At 27.8% G+C, this 24,269-nt stretch carries 32 protein-coding genes; 4 read left to right on the forward strand and 28 right to left on the reverse strand.

The features are described from left to right. Positions 1 to 15: 15 nt before the first annotated feature. A complete protein-coding gene (locus AMN81_RS02850) occupies positions 16 to 996 on the reverse strand; it encodes a COX15/CtaA family protein (protein ID WP_256998210.1) in 981 nt (326 codons plus the stop codon). Positions 997 to 1,084: 88 nt separating this feature from the next. On the opposite strand from AMN81_RS02850, the gene AMN81_RS02855 reads away from it, so the two are divergent. Then, positions 1,085 to 1,375, forward strand: a complete 291-nt coding sequence (locus tag AMN81_RS02855) for a chorismate mutase (protein WP_023853781.1) — start codon at positions 1,085 to 1,087, stop codon at positions 1,373 to 1,375. Here the strand turns inward: AMN81_RS02855 and AMN81_RS02860 are convergent, their stop codons facing one another. The 6 genes from AMN81_RS02860 to AMN81_RS02885 are packed head-to-tail and all read right to left on the reverse strand — an operon-like array spanning position 1,376 to position 3,895. Beyond that, on the reverse strand, positions 1,376 to 1,567 hold the full coding sequence (locus AMN81_RS02860) for a 50S ribosomal protein L33 (protein WP_023853780.1): 192 nt from the start codon (positions 1,565 to 1,567) through the stop codon (positions 1,376 to 1,378). It lies immediately after the preceding gene. After that, entirely contained in the window at positions 1,545 to 1,928 is a 384-nt protein-coding gene (locus tag AMN81_RS02865; RefSeq protein WP_072090617.1) for a MerR family transcriptional regulator, read from the reverse strand. The genes AMN81_RS02860 and AMN81_RS02865 overlap by 23 nt, the downstream gene beginning before the upstream one ends. Then, the gene (locus AMN81_RS02870; RefSeq protein ID WP_072090618.1) at positions 1,921 to 2,220 is read right to left on the reverse strand and encodes an HU family DNA-binding protein; all 300 of its coding nucleotides are present in this window, start codon (positions 2,218 to 2,220) and stop codon (positions 1,921 to 1,923) included. The genes AMN81_RS02865 and AMN81_RS02870 overlap by 8 nt, the downstream gene beginning before the upstream one ends. 1 nt (position 2,221) lies before the next feature. Next, a complete protein-coding gene (gene plsX / locus AMN81_RS02875) occupies positions 2,222 to 3,223 on the reverse strand; it encodes a phosphate acyltransferase PlsX (protein WP_072090619.1) in 1,002 nt (333 codons plus the stop codon). Positions 3,224 to 3,242: 19 nt separating this feature from the next. Continuing rightward, a complete protein-coding gene (gene rpmF, locus AMN81_RS02880) occupies positions 3,243 to 3,425 on the reverse strand; it encodes a 50S ribosomal protein L32 (RefSeq protein ID WP_072090620.1) in 183 nt (60 codons plus the stop codon). Between the two features lie 2 nt (positions 3,426 to 3,427). Further along, positions 3,428 to 3,895 (reverse strand): ubiquinol-cytochrome C chaperone family protein, encoded by a 468-nt coding sequence (locus tag AMN81_RS02885; RefSeq protein ID WP_072090621.1) that lies wholly within the window; start codon positions 3,893 to 3,895, stop codon positions 3,428 to 3,430. Between AMN81_RS02885 and bamE the strand changes: the two genes are divergently transcribed. Continuing rightward, positions 3,894 to 4,349, forward strand: coding sequence for an outer membrane protein assembly factor BamE domain-containing protein (gene bamE, locus AMN81_RS02890; protein WP_072090622.1), 456 nt, complete (start codon positions 3,894 to 3,896; stop codon positions 4,347 to 4,349). The two genes, AMN81_RS02885 and bamE, sit on opposite strands and share 2 nt — an antisense overlap. 60 nt (positions 4,350 to 4,409) lie before the next feature. Here the strand turns inward: bamE and AMN81_RS02895 are convergent, their stop codons facing one another. From AMN81_RS02895 to AMN81_RS02945, 11 genes are all read right to left on the reverse strand, one after another. Beyond that, on the reverse strand, positions 4,410 to 6,515 hold the full coding sequence (locus tag AMN81_RS02895) for a sodium-translocating pyrophosphatase (RefSeq protein ID WP_072090623.1): 2,106 nt from the start codon (positions 6,513 to 6,515) through the stop codon (positions 4,410 to 4,412). A 78-nt stretch (positions 6,516 to 6,593) separates the two neighbouring features. Next, on the reverse strand, positions 6,594 to 7,553 hold the full coding sequence (gene thiL / locus AMN81_RS02900; protein ID WP_072090624.1) for a thiamine-phosphate kinase: 960 nt from the start codon (positions 7,551 to 7,553) through the stop codon (positions 6,594 to 6,596). Beyond that, complete coding sequence (locus AMN81_RS02905) at positions 7,546 to 7,950, reverse strand: transcription antitermination factor NusB (protein ID WP_072090625.1); 405 nt, start codon at positions 7,948 to 7,950, stop codon at positions 7,546 to 7,548. The genes thiL and AMN81_RS02905 overlap by 8 nt, the downstream gene beginning before the upstream one ends. Then, complete coding sequence (gene ribH, locus AMN81_RS02910; RefSeq protein WP_072090626.1) at positions 7,947 to 8,336, reverse strand: 6,7-dimethyl-8-ribityllumazine synthase; 390 nt, start codon at positions 8,334 to 8,336, stop codon at positions 7,947 to 7,949. Before ribH ends, AMN81_RS02905 begins: the two co-directional genes overlap by 4 nt. Next, positions 8,336 to 9,436, reverse strand: a complete 1,101-nt coding sequence (gene ribB, locus AMN81_RS02915; protein ID WP_072090627.1) for a 3,4-dihydroxy-2-butanone-4-phosphate synthase — start codon at positions 9,434 to 9,436, stop codon at positions 8,336 to 8,338. The genes ribH and ribB overlap by 1 nt, the downstream gene beginning before the upstream one ends. Continuing rightward, entirely contained in the window at positions 9,423 to 10,016 is a 594-nt protein-coding gene (locus AMN81_RS02920; RefSeq protein ID WP_072090628.1) for a riboflavin synthase, read from the reverse strand. Before AMN81_RS02920 ends, ribB begins: the two co-directional genes overlap by 14 nt. A gap of 5 nt (positions 10,017 to 10,021) precedes the next feature. Next, positions 10,022 to 11,125, reverse strand: a complete 1,104-nt coding sequence (gene ribD / locus AMN81_RS02925; RefSeq protein WP_072090629.1) for a bifunctional diaminohydroxyphosphoribosylaminopyrimidine deaminase/5-amino-6-(5-phosphoribosylamino)uracil reductase RibD — start codon at positions 11,123 to 11,125, stop codon at positions 10,022 to 10,024. Beyond that, a complete protein-coding gene (gene nrdR / locus AMN81_RS02930; RefSeq protein ID WP_072090630.1) occupies positions 11,106 to 11,564 on the reverse strand; it encodes a transcriptional regulator NrdR in 459 nt (152 codons plus the stop codon). Before nrdR ends, ribD begins: the two co-directional genes overlap by 20 nt. Before the next feature lie 3 nt (positions 11,565 to 11,567). Further along, positions 11,568 to 12,875 (reverse strand): serine hydroxymethyltransferase, encoded by a 1,308-nt coding sequence (gene glyA, locus AMN81_RS02935; protein WP_072090631.1) that lies wholly within the window; start codon positions 12,873 to 12,875, stop codon positions 11,568 to 11,570. Between the two features lie 2 nt (positions 12,876 to 12,877). Beyond that, entirely contained in the window at positions 12,878 to 13,303 is a 426-nt protein-coding gene (gene rpiB, locus AMN81_RS02940) for a ribose 5-phosphate isomerase B (protein WP_072090632.1), read from the reverse strand. A gap of 1 nt (position 13,304) precedes the next feature. Continuing rightward, complete coding sequence (locus AMN81_RS02945) at positions 13,305 to 13,895, reverse strand: aspartyl/asparaginyl beta-hydroxylase domain-containing protein (protein WP_072090633.1); 591 nt, start codon at positions 13,893 to 13,895, stop codon at positions 13,305 to 13,307. A gap of 87 nt (positions 13,896 to 13,982) precedes the next feature. On the opposite strand from AMN81_RS02945, the gene hemB reads away from it, so the two are divergent. Beyond that, positions 13,983 to 14,972 carry a porphobilinogen synthase gene (hemB, locus tag AMN81_RS02950; RefSeq protein WP_072090634.1) on the forward strand — a complete coding sequence of 330 codons (990 nt, stop codon included), beginning with the start codon at positions 13,983 to 13,985 and terminating at the stop codon, positions 14,970 to 14,972. Here hemB and recO read toward each other — a convergent pair whose 3' ends face one another. From recO to dapA, 10 genes are read right to left on the reverse strand one after another with little or no spacing between them, the layout of a single operon-like run. Then, a complete protein-coding gene (gene recO / locus AMN81_RS02955) occupies positions 14,973 to 15,653 on the reverse strand; it encodes a DNA repair protein RecO (protein ID WP_072090635.1) in 681 nt (226 codons plus the stop codon). Next, positions 15,650 to 16,318 carry a ribonuclease III gene (gene rnc / locus AMN81_RS02960; RefSeq protein WP_072090636.1) on the reverse strand — a complete coding sequence of 223 codons (669 nt, stop codon included), beginning with the start codon at positions 16,316 to 16,318 and terminating at the stop codon, positions 15,650 to 15,652. Before rnc ends, recO begins: the two co-directional genes overlap by 4 nt. Continuing rightward, the gene (gene lepB / locus AMN81_RS02965; protein ID WP_072090637.1) at positions 16,318 to 17,055 is read right to left on the reverse strand and encodes a signal peptidase I; all 738 of its coding nucleotides are present in this window, start codon (positions 17,053 to 17,055) and stop codon (positions 16,318 to 16,320) included. The genes rnc and lepB overlap by 1 nt, the downstream gene beginning before the upstream one ends. Then, on the reverse strand, positions 17,052 to 17,438 hold the full coding sequence (gene acpS / locus AMN81_RS02970) for a holo-ACP synthase (protein ID WP_072090638.1): 387 nt from the start codon (positions 17,436 to 17,438) through the stop codon (positions 17,052 to 17,054). Before acpS ends, lepB begins: the two co-directional genes overlap by 4 nt. Beyond that, the gene (locus AMN81_RS02975; protein ID WP_072090639.1) at positions 17,439 to 18,158 is read right to left on the reverse strand and encodes a pyridoxine 5'-phosphate synthase; all 720 of its coding nucleotides are present in this window, start codon (positions 18,156 to 18,158) and stop codon (positions 17,439 to 17,441) included. After that, positions 18,155 to 18,742, reverse strand: coding sequence for an orotate phosphoribosyltransferase (gene pyrE / locus AMN81_RS02980; protein ID WP_072090640.1), 588 nt, complete (start codon positions 18,740 to 18,742; stop codon positions 18,155 to 18,157). Before pyrE ends, AMN81_RS02975 begins: the two co-directional genes overlap by 4 nt. Next, entirely contained in the window at positions 18,699 to 20,444 is a 1,746-nt protein-coding gene (locus AMN81_RS02985; protein ID WP_072090641.1) for a RelA/SpoT family protein, read from the reverse strand. Before AMN81_RS02985 ends, pyrE begins: the two co-directional genes overlap by 44 nt. 21 nt (positions 20,445 to 20,465) lie before the next feature. Continuing rightward, entirely contained in the window at positions 20,466 to 21,023 is a 558-nt protein-coding gene (gene folK, locus AMN81_RS02990; protein WP_256998211.1) for a 2-amino-4-hydroxy-6-hydroxymethyldihydropteridine diphosphokinase, read from the reverse strand. Continuing rightward, the gene (gene smpB, locus AMN81_RS02995; protein WP_072090643.1) at positions 20,950 to 21,420 is read right to left on the reverse strand and encodes an SsrA-binding protein SmpB; all 471 of its coding nucleotides are present in this window, start codon (positions 21,418 to 21,420) and stop codon (positions 20,950 to 20,952) included. Before smpB ends, folK begins: the two co-directional genes overlap by 74 nt. Positions 21,421 to 21,424: 4 nt before the next feature. After that, positions 21,425 to 22,300 (reverse strand): 4-hydroxy-tetrahydrodipicolinate synthase, encoded by an 876-nt coding sequence (gene dapA / locus AMN81_RS03000; protein WP_072090644.1) that lies wholly within the window; start codon positions 22,298 to 22,300, stop codon positions 21,425 to 21,427. A gap of 43 nt (positions 22,301 to 22,343) precedes the next feature. Between dapA and AMN81_RS03005 the strand changes: the two genes are divergently transcribed. Beyond that, positions 22,344 to 24,269 (forward strand): transglycosylase SLT domain-containing protein (locus AMN81_RS03005; protein WP_072090645.1); only part of this gene is annotated, 1,926 nt, incomplete at its 3' end.

Genomic DNA, 24,269 nt, shown 5'->3' on the forward strand with positions numbered 1-24,269 from the left:
GTCTACGAATAGAAACTAATAAACATTCTCTTTATATTTTGTAATAAAAAGAAAATACAATGTTGAAAGTATTATAAAAACAGAATTTATCTGGTGTACAGATGCATAAAGCATTTTTACTCCAGATAAAATTGTAAGAACTCCCAAAACAATTTGAAACAATAAAGAAATTCCAATAATGAAGATTGGAATTCTTAAATTTGTATTTCCATTTTTTAAAACAAAATAAAGCATGTAAAAATATATTATGACAATTAAATATGCTAAATTTCTATGAATAAATTGAACAAGTGATTGATCATCAAACACAGTAAGATTAAACAAATCATTGATTACACTGTCATCTGGGAAATATGATGAGCCCATTAAGGGCCAAGTATTATAAATTTTTCCTGCATCCATCCCCGACACAAATGCTCCAATTATTAATTGCAAAAATAATAATAAAAGAAAAAATTTAATTGAATTTAATTTAATATTAATATGATTAATTTTTATATTTGTTAGTTTTAAAAATTTCCAGAAAACTAAAGACAAAATTACAAAAGCAATAAATAAATGTATTGATAATCTATAATGGCTAACATCAACTCTATCAACCAAACCACTTGAAACCATATACCATCCCATAAATCCTTGAAAAAACACTAATAAAAAAATTAGTGAATATTCTTTTAAAATCCAAAAACCATTTTTAATTGTAAAATAGATCATGGGCAAAAGCACAGTCAAACCAATTAATCTACCCAATTGACGATGTGCCCATTCCCACCAAAAAATTATCTTAAATTCATTTAAAGTCATATTAAAATTTTGCTCTTTGTATTCAGGTATTGTTTTATAAAGATCAAAATATTCTATCCATTGATCACTTGTTAAAGGAGGTAATGTGCCAACAAAAAGTTCCCAGGTAGTAATAGATAGACCAGAGTCAGTTAATCTTGTTAGGCCCCCTACTAAAATTATAAGCACGATCATTAATAATAAAGTGATCATCCATATTTTTAATTGAGAATTTAAAGAATAATTCTGACTGTACATGATTAGATAAATATAATAATTATTAATTAAACCAATAAATTAAATGTCGCCTAAAAACAAAAAAAAATTAGAAATAATAAGATCTAAATTAGATAAGTTGGATAATAAACTGTTATCCTTGATTAAATACAGAACAAATCTTGTAAAAGAAGTTTTAAAACTTAAAGAATTTAAAAAAGAAATAGTAGATAAAAAACGTATCAATTTTATACTTAAAAAAATTCATTCAAAATCCAAGAAATTAAAAATTGATCCTAAAATCACTAATCGTATATGGAAAAATATGATTTTGTCTTATATCGATTATGAAAAAAGAAACTTTAAGAAAAAATAATTATTTACTATGTGGTGGAAGTTTTTTTTCCACAAACATCTCGTGTTTTCTGGTATCTGGATTATATTTTTTTGCTGAAAGTTTAACTTTAGCTTTCTCACCACCAGCTGGTTTTTTAACATAATAGAAATAAGGACTATCTGGTTTTGCCTCTGGAACCATTCTTACTTTAACGTGTGTTTTTTTTGCCATTTTTTAATTCTTTTAATTTATTTGAAATTTTCAATAACTTATTTCTTAATTTTTCAGTTCTTATAGATTTATCTGCAATTTCGTCAAGCTTTAAAGAATCTTCATTATTTAATATTTTTTTTACACCATTTATCGTCATACCCTGCTCTTTAAGTAAAAATTTAACTTTTTTAAGAAGATTTATAGTTTTCTCATCATAATATCTTCTATTTGAATTTAATATCTTTGGTTTAATTTGTTTAAATTGAGTTTCCCAAAACCTTATGACATGAGTTGGTAAAGCTCCCTTATCATTTGATTTAAAATTTAATATTCTAGCTACTTCACCAATAGTTTTGTAAGCACTGTCTGATTTATCCATTATCCTTCAAATTAATAAATTCTTTAAATTCTTTTGATGGTTTAAACAAAACAACATCCCTACTAGAAATTACTTTTGTTTCTTTTGTCTTAGGATTTCTTCCAATTCTAGATTTTTTTTGTCTTATAGAAAAAGTACCAAATTTAGATAATTTTAATTTTTTTTCGTCTTTAATATTAGATACGATCGTTAATAAAAAATCTTCAATTAAATTTTCTGATATTTGTTTTGAAAAACCAAGCTGCATATAAACTAAATTAACTAAGTCTCTTTTAGTTAAATTTATTCTCATATTAAATATTTTGCTTGATCTTTTCTATCAAATTACCTTTTACAATTCTATGACAAACATCTAAAGAGTTCGAAAAGCCTATATAGTCTGTTCCTCCATGACTTTTGACAACTGGAGAGTCTAATCCGATAAAAATAGCTCCATTATATAATCTTGGATCTAGTCTTTTTTTAAATTTCCTTAAGTTTGATATATTTAATAAAGATGAAATTTTACCTATTAATGTACCTGTCATAGCATTTTTTAATTCACTGGTTATAAAATTCGCAGTACCCTCTGCTGTTTTTAAAGCAACATTTCCTGTAAAACCGTCTGAAACTATTACATTAACCTCTCCATCCATAAGATGATTGCCTTCAATGTAGCCTGAAAAATTGTAATTACTTGATTTTTTATCATTAAGTAATTGATAAGTTTCTTTTATGGTTTCATTTCCTTTCAATTCTTCTGAACCAATGTTTAATAAAGCAACATTAGGTTTGTCATTAGGATATAGTGAAGTGTACAAAGAGGCTCCCATAATTGAAAAGTCTGATAAATTTTTAGAACTACATTCAATGTTAGCACCTAAATCTAATACAACACTCATACCCTTTTTATTTGGCCATAAAGCAGATAAAGCTGGTTTGTCTATATTTTCTATCATTTTTAAATTCAATTTCGATACAACTAATAATGCACCTGTGTTACCAGCTGATATAACTATATCTGCTTCTTTATCTTTAACACTTTGAATGGCAAGCCACATACTAGTGTCTTTCCCTCTTTTTGCACCCTCTAGAGGACTATCAGTACTTTCAATTTTTTTTTCTGTATGAATTATTTCAAAAAATTCTGTAGGTATTTTTCCTTTAATTAAGGGATTTATCTTATTCTTGTCTCCAAAAATTTTAAAAAAATTATTTTTATTTGCAGAATGATTTAAAATAATACCATCTATTATTTTCTTTGGTGACCCATCACCACCCATTGCATCAACTGCAATTTTAATCAGATCTGACATTTTAATCGATTATATTATATTATTCTTTTGGATCTAAAACTTGTCTTCCTTTATACATTCCTGATTTAAGGTCAAGATGATGAGAAAGTCTATATTCCCCTGATTTTTTATCCTCAACTATATTTTTAGTTGAAAATTTCATAGTCTGAGCTCTTCTCATTCCAGTTCTGGAAGGGGTTTGTTTACGTTTTGGTACAGCCATAATTATGGGTTACTTACACTTTTTAAATAAGAATTCAAAGTTTTTTTTGATAAATCTTTGTTAAATATCTCAAAATAATCTAACAAATGATCAATTTGGCTAAAATCGCTTAAAAAAATTGAAAACTTCTCTTTTTTTTCAGATCTAGATAGGCTATTCCAGAAGTGAATTTCTGAAATCATTGAATGAAATAAATTTACATAATCTTTCATTTTTTTATTTATCGATTGATCTCCATAACCTATTTCTCTAATACTGAGTTCTAATTGTCTAAAATTAAAGTCATATATTTCCTGTAAAATAACTTTGTTTTTTTCATCTTTAAAATTCATAATAAAAAAAGAAAAATGTAATAAAAATAAGGTTAATCGGTCAGAAAAATTATCTTTACGATTTAAAGACTTATACAAATCTTTATTTCTAGTGTAATTAATCAAATTGTTATAAATATAAATATATTTATCGCGCATGTACAAACTATTTTATATAATTTTTATAATATTAGTAGCAGCAAGTTGTAGCATAAATCCAATTGATAATTATCATGGTGTTGCTTTTTTAGAGAAAAAACAAAAAAAATTATCAATTAATAAAAGTAATAAAAATGACATAATAAAAATACTAGGTGCTCCATCTACAGAAAGTATATTAGAAAATGATTTATGGATTTATATTGAAAACCGAAAATCTAAATCATCATTATTTAAACTTGGTAAAGAAATTGTTTTAACAAACAATGTGCTTGTTCTTGAAATAGATAAAAAGGGAATTTTAAAAAATAAGAAATTTTATGATATTAACGATTTAAATAAAATTAATTTTAATAAAAATGAAACAAAAATGTCTGATAAAGATAGTTTTGTTTATGGTGTTTTATCAAGTCTGAGACAGAAAATCGATAGTACAAAAAGAAATAAGAAATAATTTTATTTGAGCGAATGACTTAAATTAATAAGTCATTCGTTCATTTATTTGTTTTTTATATTAACCAGCGATAACTGCTAATAATAATAATGCGACTATATTAGTAATCTTAATCATTGGATTTACTGCGGGTCCTGCAGTATCTTTGTATGGATCTCCAACAGTATCTCCTGTTACTGCAGCTTTATGAGCCTCTGAACCTTTTCCACCATGATTTCCATCCTCAATATATTTTTTTGCATTATCCCAAGCGCCACCACCTGCAGTCATTGATACCGCTACAAACAAGCCAGTAATAATGACACCAAGTAACATCGCACCAACAGCAGCTAGTGCAGCAACCTGTCCACCTATTGATAAAATTATAAAATATAAAACGACAGGAGATAAGACTGGTAACAATGAAGGTATAATCATTTCCTTGATAGCAGCAACAGTAAGTAAATCTACTAATTTAGCATAATCAGGTTTTTGTTTTCTTTTCATGATACCAGGGAATTTTTTAAATTGCCTTCTTACTTCAACTACAACTGCACCACCTGCTCTCCCAACAGCTTGCATTCCCATTGAACCAAAAAGATAAGGTAACATTCCACCAATTAATAAACCAACAACTACATAAGGGTTAGATAAATCAAAAGTAACTACTATACCTTCTAATGCAGATCCTGCTTCTTTTGAAAAATGCTTGATATCCTCTGTGTAAGCAGCGAATAAAACTAAAGCACCTAAGCCAGCAGATCCAATTGCATAACCTTTTGTAACAGCTTTTGTAGTATTACCTACAGCGTCTAAAGCATCAGTTGTTTTTCTAACTTTTTTATCCAGATTAGACATCTCAGCTATACCCCCAGCGTTATCAGTAACAGGCCCGTATGCATCTAAAGCTACAACCATCCCAGCTAGAGCAAGCATAGTAGTTACTGCGATTGCAATACCAAAAAGTCCAGCGATAGAATTTGTAATAAGAATACCTGCAACTATTATTAATGCTGGTATAGCAGTTGCTTCCATAGAAACTGCTAATCCTTGAATAACGTTTGTACCATGACCAGTCGTTGATGATAGTGCAACTGATTTAACTGGTCTATAACTTGTTCCTGTATAGTATTCAGTAATCCAGATTAATAATCCAGTAATAACTAACCCTATTACACCACAATAATATAGATCCATTCCATTAAAAGTCTTATCATTTACAGTATATTCATTTGCAAAACCAATCACATGATCTGTAACCGGCCATAAAATTACTAAAGATGCTACTGCAGAGACAACAAATCCTTTATACAAAGCATTCATAACGTTATTACTTCTTCCAAGTTTAACGAAAAATGTTCCAACAATAGATGTTAACAAACATGCAGCGCCAATTGATAAAGGGTAAATCATCATATTAAGATCACCTACAAAAAAAATTGAAGATAAAACCATTGTAGCAACAATTGTAACAGCATATGTTTCAAATAAATCAGCAGCCATACCAGCACAATCTCCTACGTTGTCACCAACGTTATCTGCTATAACAGCAGGGTTTCTAGGATCATCTTCTGGAATTCCAGCTTCAACTTTTCCAACTAAGTCAGCACCAACATCAGCACCTTTTGTAAAAATTCCACCACCTAATCTTGCAAAGATAGAAATTAGAGAAGCACCAAAACCTAATGCAACTAAAGCATTTACAATTTCTCTTTCATCAACATTAGATTTCAATAATATATAATAATAAACTGCAATAGATAATAATGCTAAACCAGCTACCAACATTCCAGTTACAGCACCAGATTTAAAAGCAACTGAAAGACCTTGAGCTAAACCTTTTCTAGATGCTTCTGCTGTTCTGACATTTGCTTCTACAGAAACTAACATTCCTACGTACCCCGCAATACCTGATAATGCAGCACCTATTAGATAACCAAGACCTACTAGTGGACTAAATGCAATACTTACGATTACCAAAACTACAGCACCAACAATAGCAATAGTTTTATATTGTCTTGCTAAATATGCTTTTGCACCAATTTGAATTGCAGATGCAATATCTTGCATTTTTGCATTTCCTGCACTTGAATTAAGAATGTTTTTACCAGTTAAAAATCCATAGACGATAGATAATAAACCAGCTCCAATTGTGTATAATAGTATTGTTTCGACTGTTCCGCTCATATTAACCTTAAGTTGTTGGTTGTTAAATTTTTAAGCCCGCACAATACAAAAAAAGATAGAAAAGACAACGATTAACTTCTAAAACCGATGAATATAACCTTTGGTTTTAGCTCGTATTTGCTTGCCTTTTTCATCGAATATCAAAGATCTATCTTTACCAGATACAATTTTACCAATTTTAGTTATTTTAATTCCAGCTGTTTTAGAAGATTTTTGAATGATTCTAGCTTTCTTAATATCTGCAGTAAACAATACCTGATAATCATCTCCCTTAGAAATTAGGTTAATTTTATTTAATCTTTGTTTTTTAATTAAATTATTCAATTTATTGGAAACAGGTATTTTATTTTCAAATAAGTGAAATGATAAACTTTGTCTATTAATCATTTTTGATAAATCATCAAGTAATCCATCTGAAACATCAATAGAGCTATTAGCAAATTTTAATAAATATTTTGTTAAATTCAAAGGTAAGTCTGGTTTGTAATATTTATCTACAAAGAATAATTTGTCTTTTTTTTTGAATTTAGTTTTATTACTCAATACTTTAAGACCTAAATAACTATCACCCAAATTTCCAGTAACATAAATGTCATCATTTAATTTAGCTTTATTACGATAAATTATTTTATTCGAATATCCTAATGAAATGATTGTGAAACTTAGTTTATTTGAAAAAGTTGTGTCTCCACCACATAAATCAATATTAAATTTATTTTGTTCTGATTTAAGTGATTTTGAAATTTTATATAAATTATTTTTTGTAAAGGTTTTTTTATTACCAGAACCAGAAATAAAATAAAACTTTGGTGTTACTCCTTTACAAATTAAATCAGAAATTGATGACCTTAATATTTTTTTAATTACTAAATCTGGGTATTTAAAATCATAAAAATGCGTACCAATATTGTATGTATCAACAGATATAACAACACCTCTTTTTTTATCAAAAAAAACATCGTCATTTAGATTAAGAGCAGATTTATTTTTTTTAGCTATTTTAAAAAAATAATTATTTATTAGATCAAATTCATGCATTTTTAGATCTTAATTTTTTTCCAACATTGTCTAATAAAGCATTAAGATATTTTGTTTGTGAACCTTCAAGGAAAAAATTAGATGAATTTAAATATTCTTTAATGATTATATTAATTGATAAATTTGGTTTATACATAAACTCATAAGTTGCTGCTTTTAAAATTGTTTGAAAAATTTTATCTAATTTTTCAAATACAAATTCATCACCTAATTTATTATTTAATTCATCTAAAATAAGATCGTTTCTTTCTATTGTTCCTAAAACAATATCTTTAATAAATTTTTTAAATCTGTGTTTTGGAAAATCTAAATCATCATCTTCATTATAAAATTTACCATATAATTTCTGAATAATTATAACCCTAGGGTTATTTTTTGGATTATAATGAGTTCTCATTTTTGAGACAAAACTGAAATTACAGCTTCTGCAGCTTCAGCACCCTTTTTTCTTCTTGCTCTTGCTTGAGCCATATTTAGACAGGTAATTATTCCATTTCCGATAGGTTTTTTACTATCTATAGATAATTTCATTATTGCATCTGTTGATGCTTGCGAAATGAAATCGAAATGAGGCGTTTGACCTTTAATTACACATCCTAAAGCTAAAAAACCATCATATTTTTTTAAATTTTTTGAGATTGTAACTGGAATTTCAAAAGCACCGGGCACTTTAATAATTTTTATTATATTTTTTTTTTGAATTTTTTTTAAAGCACTGCTTATTAGACCATCAGCAATATCTTTATAATAATCCGCTACAACGATTAAATATTTTTTTTTCATCAAATTAATTCCTGTTTTGTAATTTTTATACCATAACCATCAAGACCAATAACTTTTTTTGGTGATTTGGTGATTAATATCATGTTTTTAATTTTTAAGTCTTTAATAATTTGAGCTCCAATACCATAATTTCTTATTAACTTGTCATTTCCCTTTTTATAGAAGTCTTTGTTTTTATAATCTTTTAAAGTCTGAGTTACTGATTTTAAATTTGAATCTTTGATAAAAACTAAAACGCAATTTTGATATTTTTTAAAATAATTTAAAGTCTTGTTAAATGAGTTTGGTAGTGATTGGTTTATTAGATAGTTTTGGACGACATTAGATGAAATTACTCTTACTCTTGGAGTAATACCTTTTTTTATTTTACCTTTTATTAATGCAAAGTGCTCTGAACCATCTAAAAGATTCTCATAAATTCTAATATTGTATTTTTGATTTTTTACATCAATCTTGCTTTGCTTTTTAAGTTTAATAAGTTTTTCTTTTTTTAGTCTATATGCGATCAGATCTTCTATCTTTCCAATTTTTAATTTATGTTTTTTTGCAAAATTGAATAAATCCTGACCTTTAGCCATTGTTCCATCTTCATTCATAATTTCACAAATTACAGCAGAGTTATTTTTTTTTGCTAATTTAGATATATCAACTGACGCTTCAGTATGCCCTGCTCTAACAAGCACTCCACCATCTTTAGCTATAATTGGAAACACGTGACCAGGTGATACAATTTCATTTTTATTTACATTTTTTTTTGAAGCAATTTTGATTGTTTTCGCTCTATCTTTAGCTGATATACCAGTTGTTATTCCTTTTTTTGCTTCAATAGAAATTGTAAATGCTGTCTTGTTTCTTGATTGATTTACTGGAGACATTAAAGATAAATTTAATCTTTTTGCTTGAAGTGAATCAAGAGCTAAACAAATTAAGCCTCGACCGTATTTTGCCATGAAGTTAATGTTCTTTGCATTTGAGTCTGATGTTGAAATAACTAAATCTCCTTCATTTTCTCTTTTTTCATCATCTACTAAAATAAACATACCACCTTTTTTGGCTACGCTTATAATTGACTCTATTGACGCAAAATTATTTTTTTCCATTAAAATAATTCCTAACGTATTTAGACAAGATATCTATCTCTATGTTGACTAAACTAGATTTTTTTAAAGTTGATAAATTCGTTTCTTTGTAGGTGTGAGGGATAATCCAAATTTGGAAACCTTTTTTAGTCACTTTTGAAATTGTAAGAGAAATACCATTCACACAGATTGATGCTTTTTCTATTAAGTGTTTTCTTTCCTTTTTTGGCAAATCAAAGTCAAAGAGAAATGATTTATCTATTTTTTTAATACTTAATACTTTACCAACAGTATCAACATGTCCTTGACAAATATGTCCTGAAATTTTTGTCCCATATTTTAAAGGTAATTCTAAATTTATTTTATCTTTTATTTTTAAAAATTTGAATTTTGATCGAATTATCGTTTCTTTCGAAAGATAAAATTCCATAATTTTGGATTTATATGAAATTAAAGTTAGACAAACACCATCACAGGCAACAGACAAACCTATGTCTTTATTTGATACTTTAACATTACTTTTAACAAAAATGTTAAGACCTTTAGGTCTTTTAATGATTTTAGTAATAGTACCTTGGTTATAAATTATTCCGTTAAACATTTTTTCTAACTATATAGTGTTATTCGGTCTTTTCGTAAATTGAGATTTAGATTAATTTTTGTTTTATATTTTTGATTTAATATATTTTGACTACTAAATTTCAAATATTCGAAGTTTTTAGATAGGTTTTTTGGACTTTTGTACAAATAAAATTTATTAAAAATTTTATTCTTAATCAGTGAATTTGTTAATTTGTCCCCCCCTTCAATTAACAAATTTCTGCATCCATAATTATGTAATTTTTTCAAAATTAATTTAATGTCAAATCTGTTGTTTCTATCAATTTTAGATTTAATTAGATGAATTCCTTTTCTTTTAAATTTTGTAATTTTTGATTTGTCAGCTTTATTATAAAAAATTAGAGTATTTTTGTTATTAGAGGATTTAATTATATAACTGTTTATTTTAGAATTTAACTTATTATCTAAAATAATTCTTTTTGGAGAAAATTTTTCGAAACCCTTCAAACGACAATTTAATTTTGGATTATCTTTATTTAGTGTTTTGTAAGTAATCATCAAACTATCATTTTGATATCTCAATATATGTGTAAACTGATCTGAGTAAGAATTTGTAATCTTTTTTTGGTTCTTACTGTAAATAATATTATTTTTTGAAATAGCTATTTTGCCAGTAACGAAGGGTAATTTTTTCTCTCTATTAAAAAAATAAGGTAAATAAAAACTTTCAATTTTACTTTTTAATAAACCTTTTTTTACAATTATTTTTTTTGACTTTAAAATTTTAAAACTTTTGTTTCTTACTCTTTTATCTATGTCAGTAACAGCATAAATAACCTCAGAAATTTTTGATTTTATTATCGCATCAGTGCATGGTGGTGTTAATCCATGATGACAACATGGCTCTAAAGTAACATACATTTTTGAACCTTCTAATTCTTCAAAACTATTTTTAATCGCATTAAATTCAGCGTGTGGTCTTCCATTAAATGAGGTTTGTCCTATGGAAATAATTTTATCATTTTTGACAATAACACAACCTACAGAAGGATTTGATCCGGTCTGTCCATGACGAGATTTAGCCAAGTCTAAGGCTAATTCCATATAAAATTTATCTTTTGATGAAAATTTATCTTTTTTTGTAGACATCAAGCTTGTCCACGAATTGTACGAAATCTTTTTCTTCTCTAAAGTTTCTATATACAGATGCAAATCTTACATATCCAACTGGGTCTAAATCTTTTAATCCATCCATAACCATAGTTCCAATTGTATTAGTAGATATTTCACTTTGGCCAAGTTCTTCCAAAGATCTTGAAATATTACTAATAAATTTTTCTATTGTTTCTGTATCAATAGGTCTTTTTTTAAGAGCAATATAAATAGATTTAGATAATTTATCTCTATCAAATCCTGATTTTCTTCCATTTTTTTTAACAACCATTAGCTCTCTGAACTGTACTCTTTCAAAAGTTGTAAAACGAGCTCCGCAGACGCATAATCTTCTTCTTCTTATAGCTGTGCCATCTTCAGTTGGCCTCGAGTCGACAACAGAGGTCTCCCCTTTTTTACATATTGAACAAATCATCTATTATAAGTTCTTATATATCGGAAATGATGAAGTTAAAGAAATAACTTCATTTTTTACTTCGTTTTCTATTTTACTATTATCTGTCGGATTATCAGATAAACCTTTTAGAGTTTTTGTTATTAATTCACCCACTGTTTTAAACTCATTTAAACCAAATCCACGAGTTGTAGCAGCTTGAGTTCCTAATCTTATTCCAGATGTTATCATGGGTTTTTCTGTATCAAATGGAATACCGTTTTTGTTACATGTAATGTTTGCTCTAGACAAACTCTCTGCCGCAAGATTACCTTTTACATTATAAGGTCTCAAATCAACCAGCATTAAATGTGTATCTGTTCCATCTGAATAAATTTTAAATCCATTATTTTTTAAAGTTTCTGCCAACATTTTTGCGTTTGCTAAAACAGATTTAATATAATCTTGAAATTCTGGTTGTAGTGCTTCAAGAAAACCAGCTGCCTTTGCAGCAATAATATGCATTAGCGGTCCTCCCTGATAACCAGGAAAAACGGCTGTGTTAAATTTTTTAGCAAGATCTTCATGATTAGTTAAAATTATGCCTCCTCTTGCGCTTCTAAATACTTTGTGAGTTGTTGATGTAACCACATGTGCATAATCACAAGGGTTAGGATATCCTTTACCAGCAACTAATCCTGAGAAGTGAGCCATATCAACCATTAGATATGCTCCAACTTTATCTGCTATTTCTCTAAATCTTTTAAAGTCAATTACTCTAGAATAAGCACTTCCGCCTGCAATGATTAGTTTAGGTTTGTGTTCTAATGCTAATTTTTCAACATTATCATAATCTATCAATTCAGATTGTTTATCTACATCATAGCCAACTGCATTAAACCATTTACCAGACATTGAAATTTTTAATCCATGAGTAATGTGACCACCTGAATTTAAACTCATACCCATAAATGTATCGCCCGGGCTTAACAAAGCTAAAAATACAGCTCCATTAGCTTGTGCTCCTGAGTGTGGTTGAGCATTTGCAAATTTACAATTAAATAATTTTTTTAATCTTTCAATGGCAAGGTTTTCTGCTACATCAACATGCTCGCAACCATTATAATATCTTTTACCAGGATAACCTTCGGCATATTTATTAGTTAAAACCGATCCTTGCGCCTCTAATACTGCTTGAGATACTATATTTTCAGACGCAATTAACTCTATATGTTGTTGCTGTCTAATCAATTCATCTTTAATTGCTTTATAAAGTTCTGGATCTTTTAACGATAAACTGTCTTCGAAGAAGCTTTTATAGCTATCATTTAAATAATTTTTTTCGCTCGACATAATTATATTTTCTTAACTCTTCTTGAGTGTCTACCACCCTCGAATTTTGTATTTAAAAAAACACTTACAAATTTCAAAGCATTTTTTTTAGTTATCAACCTAGAACCTAATGTAATGATGTTTGCATCGTTATGCAATCTGGATAATTTCGTTGATTTTAGATTAAAACATTGTGCAGCGCGAATATTTTTATGCTTATTTGCCGCAATATTCATACCAGTCCCAGATCCACACACTAAAATACCAACATTACTCCTGCTTGATTTAACTTTTTTAGCAACCTTATGTGCATAATCAGGATAATCAACACTGCTATCATCTTTAGGACCAAGATCCTCAAATTTTACTCTTTTATTCCTTAGATAATCTTTGATTGTTTCTTTTAATTTAAATCCAGCGTGATCTGATGAAATAAATATTTTTTTCAAATTAATTAAATTTGTAGTCTAAAACACAAGCAACTAAATGTATCCTGTCCTCTTCACCACCATTAAATGCATTGTGATATTTAGTATTATTTGTTACCCAAACTGAACCATCGGCAGGCATATGTTTTGCAACATTATCAATAACCATATGACATCCAGGATTTGTGATTATTGGTATATGTAATCTTGGTTCTGGATCTCTGTGCCAACTTAAAGTTGATCTTGGTTGTTTTAATAAAATTCTAATTCTTCCTAATTTGTATTTTGATGACAGTACATCAAATACTTCTTTGAAATATGTATTTTTGTATTCATCAATAAATTCAGAATAAGCTGACTCATCTATAGTCTCGTCTCTTAGAACTTCTTTACCTGTTGAATCTGGTTTGGTCCAAAAAATTCCTCTAGCTTTATGTCCTTTAATAGAATCTGGGTCTCCAGGAATTTGAGTCAAAGAAATAGCTCCAAAATTAGAAATACCCTCTGGACCTTCAAAATTTTTAATTTTCAAAACCTCTTTATAAGCTTTTTGTAGTTCGTTAATATCAAATTTGATATCTTGTTTGTGAAAGTCTTGAAAATCCAGTGTCATTGTGTATTTTACCCTTTAATTGTTTAATACTCTATTTAAGCTATATTTGTATATTACATTTGTCGCATTTTTAAAGAAAATTAAAATATGATTACTGGAAAATATCCTTCATTGAGACTTAGACGCAATCGAAAAGAGACGTGGAGCAGAAAGTTAATACAAGAGAATACTCTAAGCTCTAATGATTTTATATTGCCTGTATTTCTAACTGAGGGATCAAACAAAAAACAACAGATTAGCTCTATGCCAAATGTTTACCGTTATTCGATAAATAGATTGAGCCAAATTGTGGATAAAGCAATAAAATTAGGAATACCAATGATAGCTCTTTTCCCAAAGACTCAAAATTCAAAAAAGGATGAATTGGGAACAGAATCACTGAATGAAAATAATTTAGTTTGTAAAGCGATACAAGAAGTCAAAAAAAGATACAAAAACCAAATCGGGATAATGTGCGATGTTGCATTAGATCCTTATACATCACATGGTCATGATGGTTTGATCAAATCTAACACTATATTAAATGACGAAACAATTGAGGTTTTGATCAATCAATCATTACTACAAGCTGAGATGGGTTGTGATGTACTGGCTCCTTCAGACATGATGGATGGCAGAATAGGAAAAATAAGAAAAGCTTTAGATAAAAACAAATTCCAAAATGTTCAAATATTATCGTACGCTGCAAAATATGCTTCAAGCTTTTATGGACCTTTTAGAGATGCAGTCGGATCTAAAGGTTCTTTAAAAGGAGACAAAAAAACTTATCAGATGGATTATAGAAATTCTGATGAAGCTTTAAGAGAAGTTGCATTAGATATTAAAGAAGGTGCTGATATGGTAATGGTTAAACCAGGTATGCCCTACTTAGACATAATAAAATCAATTAAAGAAAAATTTAAATTACCTGTATTTGCCTATCAAGTATCAGGAGAATACAGCTTAATTGAAACAGCCATATCAAAAAAATTAATTAATAAAGACGCTATATATGAAAGCTTAGTTGCTTTTAAGAGAGCTGGTGCCAATGCTATAGTAAGTTATTACGCTGATAGAATTGATAAAATAATAAAATAATTATTTTAACGTATTTAAAAATAATAACCTGCTATTTGGATAATTTAAATTATTTGGTCTTAATATAGTTTTATCCAAATAATCACCTACTAATTTTAAACCGTTCAATAAAGTCCCAAGATCATTAACTTCTATATCTTTTTCAATCAAAAAATTAGGTACATATTTTTTTTCATTTAAAGAACTTGCATAATATACAGTTTTGTTACCTTCTAAATCCTTTTCAACTAAATTTTCAAGAGCTAAGTCATATCCTAATATTTTAAGTAACTCCAATTCCCAAAATATATATTTTTTTATCCAATCTTTTTCTTTTAAAATTAAAAATAAATTTTGAATTATAAAATAAACTTTATCGTTAGATTGAGACTCTGCTGTCAATATTTTAATCAAATTCATAGCAGACGTAATACAGGATAACTTTTGCTTATGATCAAAATATAATGGGGTATAGGCATTTAAAATTTCAATTTTAAAATAACCTATTCTGTTTTCATTTTTAGAATTGTAATTAACGTGGAGTTTATTACCAAGCTGAAGATAATTTTTAATTTTTTTTGAAGTACCACCAAATATAATTCCAGATATCTTTCCTTTATCTTTTGTAAATAATTCAGCAATTAATGAATTTTCATTATATCTATTTTTACTTATTAAAAATCCTTCGTCTGACCAATTCATTTTTTATTTGTATTTTTTAAACATTCTATAGCAGCATTTTGTTCAGCTTCTTTCTTTGATTTTCCAGTAGCTATAAAATATTTTGTATTGGGCAATTTTACTCCAACTTTAAATATGGGTTTGTGTCTTGGTCCTGTATTTGAAATTAATTTATAAGTAGGTAATTTTTTAAAGTTTTTTAAAGTTAATTCCTGTAACTTCGTTTTTGCATCTATTTCTGTAACAACACTTTTTTCAATATGATCTTGCCACAAGTTTAAAATTGTTTTTTCAACTATTGTAAAACCTTTATCAAGATAAATAGCACCAATTAATGCTTCACAGCTATCAGATATAATTTTGTCCTCAATTTTTATTTTTTTATTGTTTGGGTTAAATGTTTTTACATAACTAGCTAAATTGATTTTTTTTGCTATATCAAGACAAGTTTTTTTATTAACTAGCGATGCAAATTTTTTATCAAGAATACCTTCTTTTTCTCCTGGATAAATTTCTAAAAGTTTTTTTGCTATCACCAAGCCAAGAACTCTATCACCTAGAAACTCTATCTTTTCATTATTTTCATTTGGATTAAAGCTTTTATGTGTAAGAGCTTGGGTAAGTAGATCTTTATTTTTAAATTTTAAATCAATTTTTTTTTCTAAACTTTGATAGTTAATTTTCATTAATTAATTTTATTAAAAGTTCTATTAAATCTTATTGACTTATGCCATTTCCAAAATTCAATAAAACTCCCTATTCTTTTATCTGAAGAGAAAAATATAAATTGAGCTTTTCCTACTAAATTATCTTTATGTACATATCCAACACTTGTTAAGTATCTGCTATCTTTAGAACAGTCTCTGTTATCTCCTAAAAAGAAATAATGATCTTTTGGTACAGTAAACACATCAGAATTTTGATAGGTATAATCTTTTAAATAAACAGTATGAAATTTTTTACCATTTGAAAGTTTTTCTTCAAATCTATAAACATCAATATTTTTGTCGCCACAGAAAATTGTAGTTTTATTATTAATTTTAGATTTAAGAATTTCAGAATTATTTAAATATAAATTAGAGTCTATAAATTGAATTTTATCACCAGGTAAACCAATTAGTCTTTTAATATAATCTGTTCGATTATCTGCTGGGGTTTTAAATACAATCACATCACCCCTTTCAGGAGCACTAAACATAATTCTTTTGTTTAATATTGGAGGACTAAAAGGAAATGAGTGTTTGCTATAACCATAGGTATATTTTGTTACAAACAGCCTATCACCTACTAATAAAGTAGGTTCCATAGATGATGATGGAATATAAAATGGTTGTACTAAAAGTGATCTAATTATAACTGCAATTATTAATGCATAAATTAAGGTTTTTATGTTTTCTGAAAAAAAATTTTTATCTAATTTCATGAAGTTTGAATAATTGCAAATGCTGTTGAATAATTTTTTTCATCCGAAATTGATAAAAAACATTTAAAATTTTTGGTTTTAAAATTCTTTTGTACGATTTTTTTAATTTTTTTATTTTTAACGTAATAAGGCTTTCCTTTTTTGTCATTAACAACTTCTATATCTTTAAAATTTAAATTCATACGAAAACCTGTGCCAAGAGCTTTAGAAAATGCTTCTTTTGCAGCAAATCTCTTCGAAAAAAAAGCTACTTTATTATTTATAGCATTAGATTGTTTCAATTCTTTAAATGAATAAATCCTTTTTTTAAATAAAGGATTTTTAATCGATTTTTGAATTCTTTTATTTTCAACAATATCAACACCAATACCAAGAATTTTCATTTATTTTTTTATAATTTTTTTAAAGTTTTTAATTACTTTTGAAAATCCATCAAATATTGACTCCCCAATTATAAAATGTCCAATATTATACTCCTCAATATCTATTATTTTTGTTAACATTTTGGTGGTTTTATAGTCTAAACCATGACCAGCATGAACCTCTATATTTAAACTTGATGCTAATTTTGCACTTTTTTTAATTCTGTTTAATTCGCTAGAATAATTTTTTTTTGATTTAACTAGGTTTGCTAGTTTTCCAGTATGTATTTCAATACAATCAGCATTTAATTTTTTAGCAAGTCTAATGTCATTTGAGGAAGGATTAATGAATAAACTTGTTCTTATCTTTGCTTTTTTAAATTTTTTAATAATTTTCTCTAATTTTTTAAGATTGTTTTTTATGTTTAAACCTCCTTCGGTAGTAATTTCTTTTCTGTTTTCTGGAACTAAACAGACAAAATTTGGTTTTATCTTAAGTGCTTTATTAACAATTTCTTTGTTCATAGAAATTTCAAGGTTTGTAGGTACATTTCTTAAACCACAGATTTTTTTTGCATCAATATCATTTATATGTCTTCTATCTTCTCTTAAATGTATTGTAACGGAATCGGCTCCATAACTAATAACTTTTTTGGCTGCGTATAGTGGATCAGGATGTTTCTCTCCACGAGCGTTTCGTAGAGTTGCAATATGATCTATATTTACACCTAACCTTTTCACTTAATAAATCTGCTTCCTGGGGTTGTTATTGGTATAGATTTAAGTTCTGGTGGTAATTTATTTGCTTTATAAGTTGGAACATCAATTTTTAAATGAGATGTTATTCTAGTTTTTATTTTTAAAGATTGTTTGGTTGATCGATCAATAATAGATGCAAATCCAATTAATTTTGCTTTTGATTTTTTAATCAATTTAACACATTCCAAACTTGATTTTCCTGTAGTGATTACATCTTCTATAATTAATACTCTTGCGCCTTTTTTAATACTAAAACCTCTTCTGAGAGTAAATTTGCCATTTACCCTTTCGCAAAAAATTGTTTCTTTTTTAAGCAATTTTCCTATTTCATATCCAATAATTACTCCCCCCATTGCAGGAGCTAATATTAAATCAATTTTTTTAAATTTTTTTTTAATTTTATTTGCTAAGGATTTGCAAATTTTATCAGCTAAATTAGGGTAACTTAAAAGTTTTGCACATTGAATGTATTTTGAAGAATGTAGACCTGAGGATAGAACAAAGTGACCTTCTAATAATGCATTAGTTTTTTTTAAAATATTTAAGGATTTTTTGAGTGAAAGCATTTCTTTTTTCTTCGTGTCTAATTATCTTAAATTTTATACTCTTTTGTTTTAGCTCTGCAATAAAATTAGTAAAATTCTTAAGGTTTCTAATAATTAATTTAAATTTAAAATTAATATAATTGGGATTTTTACCAACCATTTCTAAGCTCGATATATTTAATTTATGACTTCCAATTAGTGAGCTTATATCTCCTAATTGACCTGGCTTATCAGGTAATGACATCCATAGAGTAGTATTGTATTTTTTTGTTTTTTCCTCCTTTTGCTCTCCTTTATCGTGCCAATATCTTCTTATTGCTGCTCTAGCTTTACCTGTTTTAGTTGTTGGTATCCAGTGAAGCGACGGTGAATTATTTTTAGATGTTATAATATTTACTCGATCACCATTTCTTAAAATAGTTTGTAATTCACTTTTGTTTCCATTAATTTCACAACCAACTGCTGAATTACCAATTTTAGTATGAACAGCATATGCAAAATCTATGGCTGTTGCGTCTTTAGGTAATTTAATTACTGAACCTTTTGGTGTGAAACAAAATACGTTTTCTTGAAACATTTGTAGTTTTGTATACTCATATGAGTCTTCAGGGTTTTCATTTTTTTCTATAATCTCAACAAGATCTTTTAACCAATCATACTCCTTCCAACTTAAAGAATTAAATTTTTCAGAAGATTTATACTGCCAATGAGATGCAACGCCTCTTTCTGCAAATTCGTGCATTTCATGTGTTCTAATTTGAATTTCTATTGGTTTTTTATTTGAACCAATTACAGAAGTATGAATAGATTTATAACCATTGATTTTTGGAGATGAAATATAATCTTTAAATTTTCCCGGTATACAATTCCATTTTTTATGAAAAATCCCTAGGGTTTTGTAACAATCGTCTACGTTTTTTAAAATTATCCTAAATCCAATAATGTCTGTTATTTGTTCAAGGGAGACTCTTTTTTTTTGGACTTTTCTCCAAATTGAAAAAGGTGTTTTTTCTCTACCATGAATCTCTGCATTAATCTCATTATCATTCAATATTTCACTTAACTCAAAAGATTGTTCTTCAAATAAATCTTTTCTATCCAATTTTATTTCATCAAGTCTTTTTTTTATTAATTTTCTTGCATCGTTATTTAAAATTTCAAAAGATAAATCCTCAAGTTCATCTCTTATTCTATGCATTCCCATTCTATCAGCTAATGGGGCATAAATTTCCATAGTTTCTTGAGCTATTCTTTTTCTTTTGTCTTCTTTTGTAATTGCTTTAATGGTCCTCATATTATGTAGTCGATCGGCAATTTTCACTAACAGAACTCTGATGTCTTTTGATGTTGCTAAAATTAATTTTCTGAAATTCTCAACTTTAGAATTAGCTCCAGCTGAATTTTCAAATGCTGAAATTTTTGTTACACCATCAACTAAATCAGCAACCTCATCACCAAATTCTTGTTTGATAGTTTCATAAGTTGCAAAAGTGTCTTCTATAGTGTCATGCAATAGACCAGTTGTAATTGTAGCGCTATCTAATTTTAAGTCAGTTAAAATATTTGCTACCTCAATTGGATGAACAGAATAAGGATCACCCGAAGCTCTTTTTTGACTCTTATGTGCTTTAACAGCAAAATTATATGCTTTATCCAATTTTTCAGGATTAAGAAATTTATTGTAATCCTTAACTTTATTTATAAGTTCATTTGAATTAAGCATAATTGATATTATACCATTAAATCAAATTTGTTTAATAGATCTAATGTCTCTATTAGGAAGCAGAGAAATCAAGGTTTTAACATCAATTTGTTTATCAGGATGGATCCAATTCTTTTGAATCTCAAATAATGGAAATAACACAAAGTTTCTTTTGTGCATCATTTTATGAGGTAAATTAATCTTAGAGTTTTTTTTTGATACCAAATTATTAAAATCGATTATATCTAAATCACATGTACGAGGAGCATTTTTTTTCGCTTTTTTTCTACCTAATTGATTTTCTATAAATTTACATATTTTTAATAGTTCTTGAGGACTGTAATAACATTTTAATTTTAAAATTATATTTAAGAACTTAGGTTTTCGTGGGTCAGGCCAGGAAGGGGTTTCATAATAACTAGATACCGAGAGAACATCTAAGTTATGTTCTGCTAATAAAAATTTTGCTTTTTCTATATTTCTTTTTCTTATACCTAAATTTGAACCTATTCCTAAAAAAACAATTTTAGCTTGATTTTCTAATATATCTTGCCTTTTCACGATTCCAATCTCTACTTTTTTTAGTTGCTCTTTTATCATATTGCTTTTTCCCTTTTGCAACAGCTAGTTCTATTTTAGCCTTTCCTTTTTTAAAATACATTTTTGTAGGAACTAATGTGAAACCATCTCTTTGCATTTTACCTATCAATTTATTTATTTCTTTTTTATTAAGAAGCAATTTTCTATCGTCTGTTGGGTTGTGATTAGAGTAACTGGCTTGCTTGTATGGAGATATATGTGAATTAATTAAAACTATTTCACCTCGCTTTTCAACAGCATAAGACTCAGCAATATTAACCTTGCCCTCTCTTACTGATTTAATCTCTGATCCCTTTAAAACAATTCCAGCTTCAAAAAGATCTTCGAAAAAATAGTTGAAACTAGCTTTTCTATTTAAACAAATGATTTTCAAACCAGGATTGGTTTTTTTGTTCATTAAATTAACTTAGCAGACTGAAGAGCTTTTTTACAATTTCTTTTGTTGCGTCTGTTACTTTTACAAGTGGTAGTCTTACGTTGTCATCACAAAGTCCTAAAAGTTTTGCAGCATATTTTACAGGACTAGGATTGCTCTCAACAAACATTGAGTGATGAACTGGTTGTAATATTTTATCTAATCTTTCTGCTTCTTTCATTTCGTTATCGGTGTCTGATTTGGAGAATTTTTGAAAATCTGAACAAAGTTTAGGTGCAATATTAGCTGTTACACTAATAGTACCTACCCCACCACGTTTATTAAATTCAAAAGCATTATCATCATTACCTGTTAATTGAATAAAATCTTTGCCCATTTTTTTTAGTGTCTGATTAACTCTATCTAAATCACCTGTTGCATCTTTAACACCAACTATATTTTTTAATTCATAGAGTCTGGCCATTGTATCCACTGACATATCAATCACAGATCTACCAGGAATATTATAAATTATAATTGGAATGCCACACTTGTCGTTAATTGCTTTATAATGTTGATACAAGCCTTCTTGGGTTGGTTTATTGTAATAAGGTGTAACTATCAAAGCTCCATTAGCTCCTGCTTTTTCTGCATGTGTGGTTAATGAAATGGCCTCCTCAGTTGAGTTGGAACCCGTACCAGCAATAACTGGAATTTTTCCATTACTTTCTTTTATACATAAATCTATTACTCTTTGATGCTCATCATGACTTAGCGTAGGGGATTCACCAGTTGTACCAGCTGGCACAAGTCCATTAGTACCATTATCGATGTGGAAATGGATTAATTTTATATATGCTTCCTCATCTAGACCATTATTTTTAAATGGTGTAATTAAAGCAACATTTGATCCTTTGAACATAAATACTTATAACATAGTTTAAAGATTCATATACTAAAAGATTATGCTCAAAAAAATATTATTTTTAGGTTTCACAGTATTCATATTGATATTTTCAAATAATCTCTTTGCTGAAATAAACTCAGTTGTACCTTTAAAAAAACCTATTTTAAGTAAAGAAGAAATTCAAAAGAAAATATCTATAAATATCCTTAAGCCATTAAAGAAGCCAACGAAAACCAAAGAAGTTAAAATCAAAGAAGTGATTGTTAAAAAAGAGTTGGTTTTAAAAGAAAAAAAATTGAGTTTTAAAATACCAAAGAAAAAACCAACTATAGCTGGTACTAGCACAGCTAAGAATGTAAAGATTTCAAGATATTTTAGTAAAAAAGACTTCGGGTTAGCTAAAAAAGCAATTTCAGAAATGCAGAAAAGTAAATGGACATCTGCACTTAAAATAGCAAAAAAAGCAAAAGACAACTCTATTTATAATTTTATACAATGGAGACATCTTTTAACGTCTGGTAACCAGGCGTCATTTTACGATTATCAAGTTTTTTTAAATAAAAATTCAGATTATCCTAGAATAGACAGAATTAGATATCTAGCTGAACACAAACTATCAACAGAAAGTGTTTCTCCTAAAAAAATAATAAATTGGTTTGGAGAAAAAGATCCATTAAGTGGTTTTGGGAAAATGATACTTGGAGAAAGCCATATTTTAATTGGAGACAAAAATAAGGGTATAAAACTAATTAAAGAGGGTTGGGTAACAGCAGATTTATCTAAAACCGAATTAAAATATTTTAGAAAAAAATATAAAAAATATTTAAATGCAGATGACTATATTAAACGAGCTGATTATTTGGCTTGGAACGGAGATCGTTGGGATTTACAAAGATTAATAAGATACCTTCCAAAAGATTACGAACTTTTATATAACGCAAGATACCTTTTAATGAGTAAAGGCTATGGAGTTGACCAGGCTATAGCAAATGTTCCACAAAAATTTAAGAATGACGCAGGTTTAAACTATGATCGATTGAAATGGAGAAGAAAAAAAGGACGTGTAGATTCTTCAACTGAAATATTACTGAAAATAAGAAATGATAAAGAGTATTTAGTTAGACCAGATAAATGGTGGAAAGAAAGAGAAATTATCTCAAGAGCATTGCTTTATAAAAAGAAATATGAAGTTTCATATAAAATTTCAAGCAATCATGGAATGACTGAAGGATCTGAATATGCGGCTGCTGAATGGATGAGTGGATGGATAGCATTAAGTTTTTTAAACGATCCTTTGACTGCTAAAAATCATTTTAAAAATTTTTATGAAAATGTTAGTTATCCAATAAGTTTATCTAGAGGTGCGTATTGGCTTGGAAGAGCTTATGAAAAAATAGGCGAAAATGAACAATCAAATAATTGGTACAGAGAAGCTACAAAATATCTTACTACTTACTATGGTCAGCTAGCTTTTTTAAAATTAAATCCAAATGGAAAATTTGAGTTAGAAAAAGATATGGAAATTGATCCAAAATATAGAATTCAATTTTTTAATAAAGAGCTTGTAAAAATTTCTTATCTTCTAGATGAACTAAAGAAAGATAAATACACAAAACATATTTTAAGACATTTAGCTAACGACAATATAGCTAAAGGTAGTGAAGTTTTGGCTGCAGAATTAGCTACAAGTATAACCAGATATGATTTTGCTATTCAGGTTTCAAAAATTGCTTCTTACCAAAAAAGATTTCATAATAAATACAATTATCCAATAATTAGTACTCCTAAATATATTAATAAAAGAAAAATTCCAGAAAGTGCTTTGATCTTATCTATAATTAGACAAGAAAGTGAATTTGATTTAGAGGCTAACAGTCATGCAGGTGCAAAAGGATTAATGCAATTGATGCCTTACACAGCAAAATTAGTTTCAAAACAAGCCAAACTTCCTTATTCAAAATCAAGATTAACCACTGATCCAGAA

The organism is Candidatus Pelagibacter communis, from assembly GCF_001179845.1.
Classification (GTDB): domain Bacteria; phylum Pseudomonadota; class Alphaproteobacteria; order Pelagibacterales; family Pelagibacteraceae; genus Pelagibacter; species Pelagibacter ubique_Q.